Origin of the sequence: Alkalihalobacillus sp. CinArs1 (genome assembly GCF_947387515.1) — a bacterium.
Lineage (GTDB): Bacteria > Bacillota > Bacilli > Bacillales > Guptibacillaceae > Guptibacillus.
The window spans coordinates 1,284,021-1,298,636 of the sequence record NZ_CANDOB010000002.1 but is presented as its reverse complement, the minus strand read 5'-3'; the positions used below and the strand labels follow the sequence as shown (position 1 = coordinate 1,298,636).

Sequence of the window (14,616 nt, the reverse complement as noted above, 5' to 3'; positions counted from 1 at the left end):
TTTGCGAAATGCAAAATTAGGCTATTTTTACTGAATCGGACCTCTATTTTTTTTACTCTCTTTTAGCTTGTCAGGTGTAACGTCATCGCCCGTCTCATCCACTACCTTAATGGAATGAAGTTGGTTTTCAAAGGAAGAACGAAGACTTTGAAGATATTCTTGACGAAGATCTTTTTGTTCTTTTTTCTCTTGATCTGTTAGTTGAGACTCTTTTGATTTTCTTGAGAGCTCATTAATTCGCTTTATTTTATCCTGTGATAACATACAGAAATAACTCCTTTATAACATCTAATTACTTTTATCCTAACGTAAGTCGTTACCACAGGCAAGTTTATAGCTTCTTCTCCAATTCGTCAACATGCTCCTTGTAGCGCCTATGAACCGTTGCTTTTGATGCTTCATAACCAAACCCTTTTAACGTAGCGGCAATCTCGTGGAACGTTAACCCTCTATCACGTAAATTCACTATTTCTTCGATCGGAACAATCTTTCGTTCCCTTCCACCGTGCCGTTGGTCACTTAAATTCCGCTGAGGCTTATACCCCTCTCGTACCGCTTTCTCCATTCCTCGCTTTATTTTAAGGTTATGTAGTTTTCTTTGAAACTCCTCAACGATACTTACGATTTCAAGGACCATCGAATCAGCTTCAGATAGCTGTAGCTCACCGTTCTGGTTTACTGTATAAATCGTTCCGCCATACTTATGGACTGCATGAAGCAGGGCGATCTTAGCATTTCCTCTTCCTAATCTTGTTTCATCTTGAATAAGAAGAACGTCTGCTGAGCCTTCTTTCAACAAATCTAAAACTTCTAAGATGCCATTTCGATCAATGTCATATCCACTGTGCTTTTCCTCGATCACTTTATGTACTGTAAAACCAGATTGAGCTGCAAATCTTTGCAGCTCTTCTTTTTGCCTGGCAAGTGATGATTCCTGTGTTTCTTTCTTTGTACTTACCCGACAGTATATGATTGCATTCATTACTTTTCCTTTACCCCCAGCGCTGTTGCATTTGCCTCAACAGGAATGATAAGTGTATCTCCTGCTACTATTCGATCTGCATCTATTTTGTTCGCTTCTTCCACCCAGCTGATAAAATTACGGTCAGACAGCTCATGTGCATCACGATATTCTTCTGCGATTTCAAGAACAGTATCTCCCCGCTCTAATTCAATTTCAGTATAACGATCATACCCTTCAGCAGCTGCTGCTCTCAATGATACAAACACGAATATTAATACGGCCACAAAAGATATAATGACAAGAAAATCAATTCCAGACAAGCCTCTAGCTTGTTTTCTCATCCCAATCACCCCGAATACGAATATTTGTTCTGGTTTCAGTATAAACAGAACCTCTGTTCGTGTCAACTGAATTTTCGAACTTATGTTTGTATGCGAACAAAAATTCTGGTATACTACTAACAAATAGATAGATTGGAACGAGGTGCCAGAGATATGAAACTATCAAACCGTCAGCAGGATATTCTGGACTTTATTAAAGTCGAAGTGAAACAAAAGGGTTATCCACCCTCCGTTAGAGAAATTGGTGAAGCTGTAGGACTCGCTTCAAGCTCAACTGTCCACGGACACCTTGCAAGACTTGAGAAGAAAGGTTACATCCGACGCGACCCAACGAAACCAAGAGCAATCGAAGTACTCGGACTAGATGAAACGATCGATATTCCTCGTCCAGAAACGGTGAACATTCCGGTCATTGGTAAAGTAACTGCCGGCCAACCGATAACGGCGATCGAAAATGTTGAAGAGTATTTTCCTCTACCAGAACACTTTGTACAAGATGACGAGCACACGTTCATGCTAATCATCGAAGGTGACAGTATGATCGAAGCTGGCATTTATAACGGTGACATGGTAATTGTGAAACAACAGCCTACTGCGAACAACGGAGATATTGTTGTTGCGATGACGGAAGATAGCGAAGCTACGGTTAAGCGATTCTTTAAAGAAAGCAACTACTTCCGCCTACAACCAGAGAATTCATCGATGGAGCCGATCATCCTTGATTCAGTTTCCATTCTAGGTAAAGTCATCGGTGTATTTCGTTCAATCCACTAGAAGCGCAAATTGCGCTTCTTATTTTTTATTCTAAAAACATGAATCCTTTCTTTATCTCTTATCGTATAATCAGGAAACAGCTAATTATGAAAGGTGGAAAATCATGTTTAAGAAGTTTCTAGCAAGTGTCGGAGTAGGTGCTGCAAAGGTTGATACGCAGTTAGAGAAGGATTATTTCGTTCCGGGGGAAACCGTTAATGGTAAAGTAGTCATAAAGGGTGGTGAAATCGAGCAATCGATCGATGCGATTCATATCTTCCTTATGACAGAAGCTATCCGTGAAGTAGATGATAAAAAAGTAAGAGAAAAAGTGGCGCTAAAGAAATATAAGGTTGCTGATCAGGAGAAGATCTCAGAAGGTGAAACGAAAGAAATTCCGTTTTCCATTCAACTGCCATACGACACGCCAGCTTCACTCGGAAGGCTTCCAGTATGGTTTGAGACAGGCCTAGACATCCCGATGGCGCTTGATCCAAAAGATAGAGACCTTATTCAAGTTTCTCCACATCCACATGTAAAAAAAGTAATCGAAGCATTAGAAAGCTACCTGGGCTTCCATGTGAAAAAGGTGGAAATGGAGCAGTCTCGCTACGGCTATGTTCAAGAGTTCGAATTCACGCCTAGCGGGAAATATCGCGCTTACTTAGATGAACTCGAAGTGATCTTCTTTTTACACGATAACCATTTAGATGTCATGCTTGAAGTCGATCGCCGCGCTCGCGGACTCGGAGGATTGTTTGCAGAAGCTTTGGAAATGGACGAAAGCATTGCAAAAGTGACGTTAACAAACCAAGAGCTGAACGATTCATCTGACGTTATCGCAAGAAAATTACAGCTAAAAATTGATCAATATAAAAAGTAATCTTATAGATTCACAAAAAACTGTCTCGATTGTTTATCGAGACAGTTTTTTGATTACGGAGAGTTCACGTTATTTTAATGGTATTACTACCTTTGTAATATTCCCGACTCTTTCATCGATACCATTATACAATTCCTTAAGCACTTCCAATGCTCTTTCGTTCGATTCAAACGTTCCTAACGTCTTTTTCCATTCGATGAAGAATCTTCTCTCTATGACCCCTTCGATCATGTTATCTTTTACAGTTATTTCTTTCACATTCACGAAGCTTTCAAGATTTTGAGTCATAACCCATATCATTCTCTTCTACCGCCTTCACATTTCGATGCTTACACTACACCTTTTAAAGAACCGAAACTTTTCTCATATTTAGTACGTACTACAGTTACAAAGCTTTGGAGGTGCCTAGTGAAAAATACTGCTAAACTGATTTTAGTCGTAATAGCGAGCTTAGCTTTATGGGATGGAATTAAGTACATCTTCAAATCTTTTACTTAACAGAAAAACAGCTTCTTGTAGCTGTTTTCCTTCCAAATAAACATTTTCTATCAAGAATCACTACTCTTTTAATGGCTTTTTATAGATTATAGGAGCATCAAAGCCTTCTTCATCTACCAATTCAATAAGTGCAATTTCTTCAACTCTTCCTTCAATCGTTTGAATTCGTTTCATACAATAGTTGAATGCTTCAGAGAGTTTATCGGATGATAAGTTATTTGCCAACGTACAATGCGGTATCCATTGATCAGGTTCATAGTATGGATTGGCATTCGTACTTAACTCACTAAAAAAATCATGGTGATTTGAATGCAGCTCTAATAGTTTTTTTGTATGTGTAGGTGATAGAAATAGGGTTTGATAATTTAAAAAGGATCCAATCGTATTAAATGTAATTTCGAAGCAACCTTTTGCTTCATAAAATGTTTTCATACCTTCAATGAATGCCTCTTTATCTAACTCGTAATAATGTCCCAATGTGAGATGAGGCCTCGCATCTTTCACTTCTTCTGAGTAGAAAGAAATCGAGTTTTGCTTTAGCTCTTCCCATATCGCTTTGATTTCTTGTTCTGTATTCTTATCAAATAACGCTACAACCCAAAACATGAAATTAGCCACCTTTAACAACGTTTATCGTTCACTAAGTCTTCACGCTTTCTTTATGTTCAATAATCAACTCATAATACGTTAAGGTTTGATCACTAAGCTCAAACTCATCTTTACCCCACGTGTCTCGTAAAAAAAGTTCCGCTATCGCACGCTTTCTCATCCCGCCTGCCGCGGCATCTCTTAACGAAATCACACTTTCATAGATAGACGTCATTAAGTTAGTAATCCGTTTACAGTGGAGAGTCTGTCGTGCTTCATCCATCTTCTCCAATTGCGCCAATTTCTTCTCTAGTACTGAAATACCACCGTAAACAAGTTCTTTCCTACCTGCTTCCTGTGGAATTTTCTCTAACTCATGCTTCATTTTATCAATAAAGATCAGATGGACTTTGTGCTTTTTGATCAGCCTAAGCACCTCTAAACCAAGAATATTCGCTGTTCCTTCCCAAACCGTTAATACTTGAGCGTCTCGTAATAGTCTTGGTGTGACGAAGTCTTCTATGTACCCATTCCCACCGTGCATTTCAATCGCTTCATGCGCGAATCGAACTGCTTGCTCTGCGGATTCTTTTTTCACAAGAGCGATGAGCAACCGATTTAAGGCTTCGTCCTCTGTCGTCACATGTGATTGTTTATCCATCACACCGTCAAATAGCGAGATTGCAGAAAAAACGCTGCTGAGTTCAACCTCTTGTTTCACCTTTAACTTTACTAAACTTTCTTTTATCATCGGAAAATCTTTTAACTGCTTTCTAAACGCTTCACGCCTGTACGAATACTCCTTTGCTTCAAGAAAAGACCGCTGCATGATTCCTACTGAGGCGATCGCATTGCAAAGCCTTGAGAGGTTCAACGCTTCCATCATATAATAGAATCCCCTGCTCGCATCTCCAACTAGAAAGCCTTTCGACCCTTCAAATACTACTTCAGCTGAAGGGACTGCTCTCACGCCTAGCTTATCTTTCAGCCGCCTTATACATAAGTCATTCACTTTACCATCTTCTTTTCTCCACGGAACAAGAAAGAGGCTTAATCCCTTCGTTCCCTCTGGGGCACCTTCGAGTCTAGCAAGTACCATCGCTACACCACACGTACCTGCATTACTAGCAAAGTATTTTTCTCCGTAGAGCCTATAATCACCTCCTTCATTAATGGCTTTCGTTTCGTTCGCTCCTACATCAGATCCTCCCTGTCGTTCAGTTAAAAATGTCGCTCCTTCATAAAGCTCGACCTCGCCAGTAGATAGGACATGTGGAAGGTATTTCTTCTTGAGCGCTTCATCTCCGTAGTGATCGAGAAGATACGCAGTCGCCATCGTTAATGTGACCGGACAATAAAACCCTGGTTCTGACTGTGACAAAAGGTAGCCTTGCGCGAACGAATAAAGATAGTTCCCTTTCGTACCGAGGTCTGGAATCTCTTTATGTACGTAGGCTACGATGCCACGATTATACGTCTCACTAACCGTTTTCTTGTACCCTTCGTTCACCCATACTTCAGATATATCGTTGCCCATCTTATCGTACTTAATGAGCCTTGGCTGGCCTTCTCGATCTGTATGTACTGCACGTTCATCAATCTCTGTCCCACAACGTTCTCCAAACTCGTATAACTCTTTCTCAGCCCATTTATAAAAGTTGGGTTCTAAGTACTGCTCCAATACAGATGATAAGTTTGGATCTTCTAGATAAAAATTCATAGCTAGCCCCCTTTTTAATTTTAAATTTTCAGATAGTTTAATTCTACACTAACCTCTAGTTAAGTTCCATAAAATGTTAAGTATAATAAAAAGCTACAGGAGGTCCTGTAGCTTTTTATTTCACTTCATAATGTAGCTGTGCAAACTGACCATATTGCTTTACGGATGTTAATAACAAATCTTGCTCGATGTCAGATTCCTTGAACAGTGGTATCCCTTTTCCAATAAGAGAAGGAGCGATGGAAATAATAAACCCATCCACTAGTTTTTCTCGCATCAAAGTATGGATAATCTCTCCACCACCGACTAGCCAAATCGTCTTGCCTTCTTGTTTTTTCAGCTCACGTGTGAATGTTGAAATATCTTCGTTAATAAACGATACATGCTCCGTATTTTCCTGCGTTCTCTTTGTAAATACATAACTTTCAATGCCCTTGTAAGGATAGTTCCCTTTTTCCTGATCCATCACCCAGTCATACGTTCTTCTACCGATCAATACGGTATCCACACTCTCAAGGAACTCAGAATAGCCAGCATCTCCTTCAATCTCGCCTCGAAACAGCCAGTCTAACGAATCATCGTTCGTTGCAATATATCCATCTAGACTCGTTGCTATGTACACGACTACTTTTCTCACTCTCTTTCCCTCCTTTAATTTCAATGTCCATTTACTAGTTTACCTAACCTTTTGATTGAACGCTAATCAACACCCCATAGAAAAAGCTCCTAACCACCTGTGGCGGTTAGGAGCTTAAAAAATTTATTAATAAGTCGTCATATACTGTTCGCGTTCCCAAGGGTGAACTTGCGTGCGGAACATATCCCACTCGATTTCTTTCGCTTCGATGAAGTGTTCAGAAGCGTGCTCACCAAGAGCGTTCATCATGACTTCATCCTTCTTAAGCAATTCAAGTGCATCGTGTAGCGTTGCAGGAAGATCAGTAATGCCTTCTGCTACACGCTCATCTTTGTCCATCACGTAGATGTTACGCTCTGTTGGAGCTGGAGGCGTCATGTTGTTCTTGATACCGTCAAGACCAGCTGCAAGTAGTGCTGCCATCGCTAAGTACGGGTTCGCTGATGGATCAACGCTTCGAACTTCGATACGCGTGCTGATTCCGCGAGATGCAGGAACACGGATAAGCGGGCTACGGTTACGAAGAGACCATGCAACGTAACAAGGTGCTTCGTATCCTGGAACAAGACGCTTGTAAGAGTTGACCGTTGGGTTTGTGATCGCTGTGAATGCTTCTGCGTGCTTCATCGTACCAGCGATGAATTGACGCGCTGTTTCACTTAGGCCAATTTCGTCGTTCGGATCGTAGAATGCGTTCTTTCCATCTTTGAATAATGACATGTTCGCATGCATTCCGGAACCGTTAACGCCGAATAGTGGCTTAGGCATGAACGTTGCATGTAGTCCGTGCTGACGAGCGATCGTCTTTACAGCCAATTTAAACGTTTGAATGTTGTCACACGTTGTGATTGCATCTGCGTATTTGAAATCAATTTCGTGCTGACCAGGTGCAACTTCGTGGTGAGACGCTTCGATCTCAAAGCCCATGTCTTCAAGCTCAAGCACGATATCACGACGGCAGTTTTCACCAAGGTCTGTAGGGGCAAGGTCAAAATAGCCACCTTTATCGTTTAGTTCGAGCGTAGGCTCACCGTTTTCATCCATTTTGAAAAGGAAGAATTCTGGCTCAGGTCCGATATTGAAGTCAGAGAATCCAAGCTCTTCCATCTCTTTAAGTACACGTTTCAGAACGGAACGTGGATCACCATCGAAAGGAGTGCCGTCAGGGCTATAGATGTCACAGATCAAACGTGCAACTCTACCTTTTTCAGATGACCAAGGGAAAACGACCCAAGTATCTAGATCAGGATAAAGGTACATGTCCGATTCCTCGATACGTACGAACCCTTCGATAGAAGAACCATCGAACATCATTTTATTATCAAGAGCTTTTTCAAGCTGATCGACTGGGATCTCAACGTTTTTGATAATTCCTAGTAGATCTGTAAATTGTAAGCGAATAAATTTAACATTTTCCTCACTTGCGAGGCGCTTGATATCATCTGCTGTGTATTTGCTAGCCATGTAAATTAAATCCTCCTTAGAAATAAAAAGTTTAGAAATTGGGATAACCAAACCTGTGTTTTACAGACAACGGAAACAAAATTTTTCTGAATTCATAGAACATTCCCAATTGCCGATCCCTTTCTCACTTATACTATACTATACACTAGACCGTTTGTCGTCGTGACAGAGTATGTCAGATTATCTAACATACTTTTAGGGCGAATAAAAAGCAGGGGATTCCCCCTGCTTTAGCTGATCGATACGAGACCTTTTGTTAGAAGGTCATCAACTGCTCTCAATACACTAATTTTCACATGTTCATATGTTAATCCACCTTGAACATACGCCACATAAGGTGCTCTTAGTGGTCCGTCGGCAGACAGTTCGAGGCTAGCTCCTTGAATAAATGTTCCTGCAGCCATGATGACGTCATCTTCATATCCTGGCATATAAGCGGGCTCTGGACGGACGTGCGCGTTTACTGGTGATGCTGCTTGAATCGCCTGGCAGAACGACACCATCCGCTCTCGGTCGTTAAACTGAACAGATTGAATCAGATCCGTTCGTTTACTATCCCAAGAAGGGCTCGTATTGAAGCCTGCGGATTCTAGCAGCGCAGAGCTATAAACGGCTCCTTTTACTGCTTGTCCTACAGTATGAGGAGCAAGGAATAGCCCCTGGTACATTTCTTGGAGCGAATACAGCGACGCTCCGACCTCTCTACCGATACCAGGCGAAGTTAATCGGTAACCACAAAGTTCGATTAGGTCTTCCCTTCCGACTATGTATCCACCGGTTTTCACGATTCCTGCACCTGGATTTTTAATCAATGAACCCGCCATTAAATCTGCTCCGACATGACAAGGTTCACGTTCTTCAACGAATTCTCCGTAGCAGTTATCAACAAATACGATCACATCTTCTTTAATCGATTTAACAAATGAAATCATCTCACTGATTTCATCGATCGTGAATGAAGGGCGGTTCGCATATCCTTTTGAACGTTGGATACCGATCATTTTCGTTTGTTCTGTAATCGCAGCTTTAACAGCTTCGTAGTCGATCGCATCATTCTTTAATGGGATAGCTTGGTAGCCGATATGGAAGTCTTTTAAAGATCCGTGACCTTCTCCTCTTGTACCGACAATTTCTTCAAGCGTGTCATAAGGTGCTCCTGTAATATAAAGAAGCTCGTCTTGAGGACGTAATATTCCAAACAAGGCTGTCGATATTGCATGCGTACCAGAAACGATCTGAGGTCTAACAAGTCCTGCTTCTGCTCCAAAGACATCACCGTAAAGTTTCTCGAGTGTGTCTCTCCCATCATCATCATAACCATAGCCAGTTGATGGAGTGAAGTGATAGTCGCTGATCTTATTGTTATGGAAGGCTTCAAGTACACGGTATTGATTGCTTTCAACCCGTTGATCGATTTCTTTCAGTATTGGGTAAATTCTTTCTTCTGCTTCAGTAGATAGCTGTTTCAATTTCTCTTGGTGTGTAAAGTGATTAAACATCGTTTCTTCTCCTAATCGTTGTTCCATTCTGTAGCGATACGTTGATAGAGGTGCGCTGGGGTGTAGCCTTTGCACCGGTAATGCTTATGATCTTCATCCCACTTTCGCTCGATGAGAATCGTATTTCTCTGAAGGAATGCGAGCTTATCTCCTTGATCTGCCTTTAGTGAGATCGAATAGTACTCCATTTGCTTTAACACTTGACTTTGAAGCGTCTCGTTCAGTTTCCTTAGATCTTCTTTTTTCTTAGCTGAGATATGAATCTGCTCGTTCATGCTGCTTCTTACACCAGGCTCTGCGCGATCGATCTTGTTGAACACGGTGAGAACAGGGATATGAGAAGCGTCGAGCTCCTTCAGTAGATTCAGAACGATTTCTTCATGACGCTCCCGATCTGGATGAGATGCATCGATCACATGTAGGATCAAATCTGCTTCCTTTGCTTCTTCCAGCGTCGATTTAAAGGAAGCAACGAGCGTCGTAGGGAGGTCTTGAATAAATCCTACCGTGTCTGTAAGCAGTACGTTGTATCCATTCGGCAGTTTTAGCTGTCTTGTCATAGGATCGAGAGTAGCAAATAACTTATCTTCTTCATAAGAGTCAGCCTTGGTCAGTCCGTTAAAGATCGTTGACTTTCCAGCGTTCGTGTATCCGACAAGTGCAACTTGAAGGGTCTCATTACGCTTTCTGCGAAGCCTGTATTGCTCTCGATGCTTCACAGTATTGTCTAGCTGCTTCTTAAGGTCAGAGATCCGGTTTCGAATGTATCGGCGATCGGTTTCTAACTTCGTTTCACCTGGTCCTCTTGTCCCAATTCCACCACCGAGTCGAGATAAAGAAGATCCCTGACCAGCAAGTCGAGGCAGCATGTATTGCAGCTGTGCGAGCTCCACTTGCAGCATCCCTTCTCTCGACCTTGCTCTTTGAGCAAATATATCCAGAATAAGCTGCGTTCGATCAATCACTTTCGCTTCGAGCTGTTCTGAAAGATTACGAAGCTGACTTGGTGAAAGTTCACTATTAAATATTATGACGCCAGCTTCGTTTTCATCGATCAGGTGAGACAATTCTTCTACTTTTCCTTTCCCGATATAGGTTGCTGGATGGATGCGCTCTCTTTTCTGAGAAAGCGTTTCTAACACTACTCCGCCAGCCGTTTCTGTTAATGCAGCAAGTTCATCCATCGAATAGGCAAACTGCTCATCTGTTTGATCTGGAAGCTGACAGCCGATCAAGATTGCTGGTTCAGCTACTTCAATTCGGTCTTTTTTCAACAGTACGTTCCCTGCCTTTACTTATCAGTCTGCTCTCATCATACCAGATGGCCCTTTAATCTTCTATAGGGATGTCTTCTGGCAGGATTAGCTCGAGTGACGTCCGGTCGATCACTTCCGCTCCGAGGAGCCGAACAGCCTGCTTTCGAATGGCTTTCTCGATAATATTACGAACGAATCTACCGTTACTAAAAGCCCCTGTCTCATCGATTCTCTTCATGATGAATGACTTTTTCAACTTCCATTCTGCTTCCTTAGAAAAACGATACTGACGCTCCGTTACCATCTTTCTTGCGATTTCTAACAATTCATCATTCGAATAGTCCGGAAAGTCGATCACAAGTGGAAAACGCGATGGCAGCCCCGGATTGAGAGATAGGAAGTTATCCATTTCTTCAGAATAACCGGCAAGAATTAAAATAAAGTCCTCATGGTTATCTTCCATCGCTTTCACCAATGTATCGATCGCTTCTTTCCCAAAGTCTTTCTCGCCACCACGTGCAAGGGAATACGCCTCATCTATAAAAAGAATGCCTCCCTTAGCCTTCTTAACGAGCTCTCTTGTTTTCTGCGCGGTGTGTCCGATATATTCACCAACAAGATCCGCTCTTTCCACTTCGATCAAATGACCTTTCGATAGGACGTTCATTTCTAAGAAAAGGGTACCTAGTAACCTTGCGACTGTAGTCTTTCCTGTTCCTGGATTCCCTTTGAACATCATGTGAAGGGCCTGAGGATTTTGTTTCAAACCATTTTCTTGACGGCACTGGTTAACGAATAACCATGCATATACTTCTTTTAACAGGTGCTTCACTTCTTTTAACCCGATCAACTGTTCCATTTCTTTTTGAATCCGTTCAAGAGGAATATGCTTTCTCGCTGCTTCAGCAAGCGCAGAGTCAGCTGCTTCCAATTTCTCTTCAGCATGGTGCAAAACAATATTAATCTGACTTTTTCGCTGAGTGATAGATTGCTGCAAGATGCTCACCTCGTTTTATTCTGACACGATAGTATACGCACCCGCCCAAAAAGCGTGACAAATGCCCAAAAGAAAAACACTCCTATTCGAGTGTTTTCCCTTGTATCATTCGATCCACAAACTTCTCTGGTATGGTTACTTTTTGGTCAGCCGAGTTCTTCTCGAACGATCTGTAATGATGGAGGTAGCGATCGTTTTCAGTGATGTCTAATTCGAGCACATTTCCGTCAGCATGTTCGAGCTGCCTCACAAAAACATCATCGTCCTTATACGTATACCTCTTGAACCCTATTCCAAGGTATGAAAATTCTTCAGACTTTACGCCAGAGAGGTCTTTGAAGACGGTAGAGAACCGTTGCTGAGGGATGACGTGTTTCCCCTTCCCTTCAGCTTTTGTAATGCTGAGCGCTTTATCAACTAATTTTTCGATCAGTTTATTCATATCACAGCCTCCGTTTACTTAATCTCAGGGAGGTTACGTACTTCACTCGCCATCTCACCGCCACATAACGGACATGAAGGTGTGTCTGAGAAGGAATAATCTGCTCTCATCCAACCAGAACAGTCCCCACTGGAACATGACCACACATCAGTGTCAACTTCAGGAATTGGTTCTTGTTGCTGTTTTGAAAAAAAGGCCATTGCAACCGCTCCTTTATTGTTTAGTATTGTTAGCATTCCCAAAAAAACCAAAATCATGTAATTCATTTCACGTTGTTTGTTATAATGGAAAAAAGAAAGGGGTAACGCAATGGAACTATTTGAGCAACCGCTACCTGATTTTCTAGAGGAGTACCTTACCTCCCTTGAAAGAAAGGGACGCCGGGCGTCAACCATCCGGCGTTATCGGTATGACCTTGTCGACTTTACAACCTGGCTCAAGACATTTCATCGAAAAGTTGAATTTCAAAACTTTAGTGAGCTATCGACAGAACAGCTACAATCATACATTCGTTACTTACATTTAGAACGTCATTATTCTGAGCGAACCCTCAAACGAATCATGACAGTATTGAATCAAGTATACCGTTATTATATGTCATTAAATCGGACAAAGAACAATCCTATGAAAGAAGTTGTCCTCCCCACGAATGAAGAAAGTGGATTTAAGGAAGAAGATTTTGTGGGAGAAAGCGAAAGCGAGCGGTTGTTAGAAACAATCGTTTCTCTTGCTGACTTAACTGAAAACCAGTTAAAAGCACGTGAGTTCCTAATCGATCGAAACCTTATCATCGCACGTTTGTTTCTTAATTACGGCCTAAGCTTACAAGAGCTCTGCAAGTTATCCATGAAGCACGTATCTTTTGAACAGAACGAATTAGAAGTTAATTCAGCTTCAGGTAACAGGACGATCAAGCTCGATCCAGAACATAAGAAGATCTTATTCAGTTACTACCAAACGATACCTGCCCCTGTTCGTCCTCGGTTAAAAAGTGATGATCCTTTATTCGTTGCATTTGATTTTCAACGTCAAACGTACCGATGGAGTTATGAAGTGGATCGACCGAAGCGACTGACAGAAATCGCCGTACAAAAGATGATCCGCTTAGAAGTACAGCGAGCAGGTATTCGAAAAGGAGTTTCGGCTCAGCACATGCGAAGGACGTGTGTGATCAAAGCGATTGAACAGGATGCTTCGATCGAACATCTACGGAGTAAGTTTGGACTGAAATCAGAGTTAACTCTCAAGAGATACTTCGATTATCTTGAAACCCATCAACCATCTTAGCTCTCATAAAGAAGTCCCTCGTCCTACCTAGAACGAGGGACCGGTATTACTTTTCAGAATCAAAATTTATTTCAACTGTACGCTGAGGAGCGAAAGTAGAAATCGCGTGTTTATAAATCAGCTGCTGCTTCCCATCGGACTCAAGAATGATCGTAAAGTTATCGAATCCTTTGATCGTCCCCTTTAGTTGGAATCCGTTCAGTAGGTACACTGTTACAAAAACATTATCTTTGCGCAGCTGGTTCAGAAATTGATCCTGGATGTTAATCTGTTGCTTCATATTCAGTCCTCCTCTTTTTCTCTAAAGGCATTCAATATGTACAGTTCTAGTTATCTGCTAACTTTCCTGCAACAGAGTGTAATATTTTTCGTATTTTTTCTTCTCTATTCTCCGTCATATCAAACCAGTCGATGTCCATCTGATGTCGAAACCATGTTAGCTGACGCTTCGCGTACCTTCTTGAGTTTTGCTTTAGTTCATCGACCGCATCCTCGTAGGATACCTTTCCTTCAATGTATCGATAGATTTCCTTATAACCGATCGCTTGGATCGATTGACAGTTCCTCACGCCTTGATCGTAAAGGGTGCGTGCTTCTTCCAATAGCCCCTCTTCCATCATTAGATCTACCCTCTTGTTGATTCTGTGATAAAGTGTGTCTCTATCCATCGTCAACCCAACATTAACAAGATGATAAGGCGAGTGCTCAGGTTGAGAATCTTTCGAGGCGGAAACTGGCTTTCCCGTCACATGATGGACTTCTAGCGCCCGAATTACTCGCCGAATGTTGTTCGGATGAATCGAATCATAACTCTTCGGATCGATATCTTTCAACCTCGAGTGGAATGCAACTGGACCTTCCTCGTTTGCAATCCGCTCTAGCTTTCTCCTATACGCTTCATCTTCTTTCACTTCAGAAAACGAATATTGATGCGTAACAGCTTTCACATAGAGACCCGTTCCGCCAGCGATGATCGGAACTTTCCCTCTTTCATTAATTTCACGAACAAGATTTGTCGCGAGTTCTTGAAATTCTGCCACTGAGAAGTTTTCTGTTGGCTCTTTTATATCAATCAGATGATGAGGGATGCCTTCCATTTCTGACTCCGTTACTTTGGCCGTCCCTATATCCATCCCTCTGTATATTTGCATCGAGTCACCGCTGATCACTTCTCCGTTCAAGGCTTTTGCTAACTCGATGCTTGTTTTCGTTTTACCTACAGCAGTAGGACCTAAAACCGTTACTAATTTTTGATCGTTAGTCATAACCTATTCACGTTCTTTCCAC

Annotated in this window: 18 protein-coding genes; 3 read left to right on the top strand and 15 right to left on the bottom strand. The window is 41.8% G+C overall.

The features are described 5' to 3' along the window. Positions 1 to 27: 27 nt before the first annotated feature. The 3 genes from PFZ69_RS15385 to yneA form a co-directional block, all read right to left on the bottom strand. Positions 28 to 264 (bottom strand): DUF896 domain-containing protein, encoded by a 237-nt coding sequence (locus tag PFZ69_RS15385; RefSeq protein ID WP_270181930.1) that lies wholly within the window; start codon positions 262 to 264, stop codon positions 28 to 30. A 67-nt stretch (positions 265 to 331) separates the two neighbouring features. Next, complete coding sequence (locus PFZ69_RS15380; protein WP_270181929.1) at positions 332 to 982, bottom strand: YneB family resolvase-like protein; 651 nt, start codon at positions 980 to 982, stop codon at positions 332 to 334. Then, complete coding sequence (gene yneA / locus PFZ69_RS15375) at positions 982 to 1,305, bottom strand: cell division suppressor protein YneA (protein WP_270181928.1); 324 nt, start codon at positions 1,303 to 1,305, stop codon at positions 982 to 984. The genes PFZ69_RS15380 and yneA overlap by 1 nt, the downstream gene beginning before the upstream one ends. 153 nt (positions 1,306 to 1,458) lie before the next feature. On the opposite strand from yneA, the gene lexA reads away from it, so the two are divergent. Beyond that, positions 1,459 to 2,079, top strand: a complete 621-nt coding sequence (gene lexA / locus PFZ69_RS15370) for a transcriptional repressor LexA (RefSeq protein WP_270181927.1) — start codon at positions 1,459 to 1,461, stop codon at positions 2,077 to 2,079. Between the two features lie 103 nt (positions 2,080 to 2,182). Next, the gene (locus tag PFZ69_RS15365) at positions 2,183 to 2,941 is read left to right on the top strand and encodes a sporulation protein (RefSeq protein WP_270181926.1); all 759 of its coding nucleotides are present in this window, start codon (positions 2,183 to 2,185) and stop codon (positions 2,939 to 2,941) included. Positions 2,942 to 3,010: 69 nt separating this feature from the next. Here PFZ69_RS15365 and PFZ69_RS15360 read toward each other — a convergent pair whose 3' ends face one another. From PFZ69_RS15360 to PFZ69_RS15315, 10 genes are all read right to left on the bottom strand, one after another. Next, complete coding sequence (locus PFZ69_RS15360) at positions 3,011 to 3,241, bottom strand: hypothetical protein (protein ID WP_270181925.1); 231 nt, start codon at positions 3,239 to 3,241, stop codon at positions 3,011 to 3,013. Positions 3,242 to 3,499: 258 nt separating this feature from the next. Then, a complete protein-coding gene (locus PFZ69_RS15355) occupies positions 3,500 to 4,045 on the bottom strand; it encodes a 2'-5' RNA ligase family protein (protein WP_270181924.1) in 546 nt (181 codons plus the stop codon). A 34-nt stretch (positions 4,046 to 4,079) separates the two neighbouring features. Further along, positions 4,080 to 5,747 carry an acyl-CoA dehydrogenase family protein gene (locus tag PFZ69_RS15350; protein ID WP_270181923.1) on the bottom strand — a complete coding sequence of 556 codons (1,668 nt, stop codon included), beginning with the start codon at positions 5,745 to 5,747 and terminating at the stop codon, positions 4,080 to 4,082. Between the two features lie 115 nt (positions 5,748 to 5,862). After that, the gene (locus PFZ69_RS15345) at positions 5,863 to 6,384 is read right to left on the bottom strand and encodes a dihydrofolate reductase family protein (RefSeq protein ID WP_270181922.1); all 522 of its coding nucleotides are present in this window, start codon (positions 6,382 to 6,384) and stop codon (positions 5,863 to 5,865) included. Positions 6,385 to 6,510: 126 nt separating this feature from the next. Then, positions 6,511 to 7,848, bottom strand: a complete 1,338-nt coding sequence (gene glnA / locus PFZ69_RS15340) for a type I glutamate--ammonia ligase (protein ID WP_270181921.1) — start codon at positions 7,846 to 7,848, stop codon at positions 6,511 to 6,513. Positions 7,849 to 8,078: 230 nt separating this feature from the next. Next, complete coding sequence (locus PFZ69_RS15335; RefSeq protein ID WP_270181920.1) at positions 8,079 to 9,347, bottom strand: methionine gamma-lyase family protein; 1,269 nt, start codon at positions 9,345 to 9,347, stop codon at positions 8,079 to 8,081. An 11-nt stretch (positions 9,348 to 9,358) separates the two neighbouring features. Then, a complete protein-coding gene (hflX, locus tag PFZ69_RS15330) occupies positions 9,359 to 10,621 on the bottom strand; it encodes a GTPase HflX (RefSeq protein ID WP_270181919.1) in 1,263 nt (420 codons plus the stop codon). 55 nt (positions 10,622 to 10,676) lie between these two features. Continuing rightward, on the bottom strand, positions 10,677 to 11,603 hold the full coding sequence (spoVK, locus tag PFZ69_RS15325) for a stage V sporulation protein K (protein ID WP_270182068.1): 927 nt from the start codon (positions 11,601 to 11,603) through the stop codon (positions 10,677 to 10,679). A gap of 79 nt (positions 11,604 to 11,682) precedes the next feature. After that, positions 11,683 to 12,042, bottom strand: coding sequence for a hypothetical protein (locus PFZ69_RS15320; RefSeq protein ID WP_270181918.1), 360 nt, complete (start codon positions 12,040 to 12,042; stop codon positions 11,683 to 11,685). Positions 12,043 to 12,056: 14 nt separating this feature from the next. After that, entirely contained in the window at positions 12,057 to 12,242 is a 186-nt protein-coding gene (locus tag PFZ69_RS15315; RefSeq protein ID WP_270181917.1) for a cold-shock protein, read from the bottom strand. A 109-nt stretch (positions 12,243 to 12,351) separates the two neighbouring features. On the opposite strand from PFZ69_RS15315, the gene PFZ69_RS15310 reads away from it, so the two are divergent. After that, a complete protein-coding gene (locus PFZ69_RS15310) occupies positions 12,352 to 13,329 on the top strand; it encodes a tyrosine-type recombinase/integrase (RefSeq protein WP_270181916.1) in 978 nt (325 codons plus the stop codon). A 46-nt stretch (positions 13,330 to 13,375) separates the two neighbouring features. Here the strand turns inward: PFZ69_RS15310 and hfq are convergent, their stop codons facing one another. Beyond that, positions 13,376 to 13,609 (bottom strand): RNA chaperone Hfq, encoded by a 234-nt coding sequence (hfq, locus tag PFZ69_RS15305; RefSeq protein WP_224882269.1) that lies wholly within the window; start codon positions 13,607 to 13,609, stop codon positions 13,376 to 13,378. A gap of 46 nt (positions 13,610 to 13,655) precedes the next feature. Beyond that, a complete protein-coding gene (gene miaA / locus PFZ69_RS15300; protein WP_270181915.1) occupies positions 13,656 to 14,594 on the bottom strand; it encodes a tRNA (adenosine(37)-N6)-dimethylallyltransferase MiaA in 939 nt (312 codons plus the stop codon). Between the last annotated feature and the right edge of the window lie 22 nt (positions 14,595 to 14,616).

What these genes read in the sequence shown, in the direction of transcription:
- PFZ69_RS15355 (WP_270181924.1), bottom strand. Translation starts at nt 4,045, where the DNA reads ATGTTTTGGGTTGTAGCGTTATTTGATAAGAATACAGAACAAGAAATC.
- PFZ69_RS15365 (WP_270181926.1), top strand. Translation starts at nt 2,183, where the DNA reads ATGTTTAAGAAGTTTCTAGCAAGTGTCGGAGTAGGTGCTGCAAAGGTT.
- miaA (WP_270181915.1), bottom strand. Translation starts at nt 14,594, where the DNA reads ATGACTAACGATCAAAAATTAGTAACGGTTTTAGGTCCTACTGCTGTA.
- PFZ69_RS15320 (WP_270181918.1), bottom strand. Translation starts at nt 12,042, where the DNA reads ATGAATAAACTGATCGAAAAATTAGTTGATAAAGCGCTCAGCATTACA.
- hfq (WP_224882269.1), bottom strand. Translation starts at nt 13,609, where the DNA reads ATGAAGCAACAGATTAACATCCAGGATCAATTTCTGAACCAGCTGCGC.
- yneA (WP_270181928.1), bottom strand. Translation starts at nt 1,305, where the DNA reads ATGAGAAAACAAGCTAGAGGCTTGTCTGGAATTGATTTTCTTGTCATT.
- PFZ69_RS15335 (WP_270181920.1), bottom strand. Translation starts at nt 9,347, where the DNA reads ATGTTTAATCACTTTACACACCAAGAGAAATTGAAACAGCTATCTACT.
- PFZ69_RS15385 (WP_270181930.1), bottom strand. Translation starts at nt 264, where the DNA reads ATGTTATCACAGGATAAAATAAAGCGAATTAATGAGCTCTCAAGAAAA.
- glnA (WP_270181921.1), bottom strand. Translation starts at nt 7,848, where the DNA reads ATGGCTAGCAAATACACAGCAGATGATATCAAGCGCCTCGCAAGTGAG.
- PFZ69_RS15315 (WP_270181917.1), bottom strand. Translation starts at nt 12,242, where the DNA reads ATGGCCTTTTTTTCAAAACAGCAACAAGAACCAATTCCTGAAGTTGAC.
- PFZ69_RS15380 (WP_270181929.1), bottom strand. Translation starts at nt 982, where the DNA reads ATGAATGCAATCATATACTGTCGGGTAAGTACAAAGAAAGAAACACAG.
- PFZ69_RS15350 (WP_270181923.1), bottom strand. Translation starts at nt 5,747, where the DNA reads ATGAATTTTTATCTAGAAGATCCAAACTTATCATCTGTATTGGAGCAG.
- lexA (WP_270181927.1), top strand. Translation starts at nt 1,459, where the DNA reads ATGAAACTATCAAACCGTCAGCAGGATATTCTGGACTTTATTAAAGTC.
- PFZ69_RS15360 (WP_270181925.1), bottom strand. Translation starts at nt 3,241, where the DNA reads ATGATATGGGTTATGACTCAAAATCTTGAAAGCTTCGTGAATGTGAAA.
- PFZ69_RS15310 (WP_270181916.1), top strand. Translation starts at nt 12,352, where the DNA reads ATGGAACTATTTGAGCAACCGCTACCTGATTTTCTAGAGGAGTACCTT.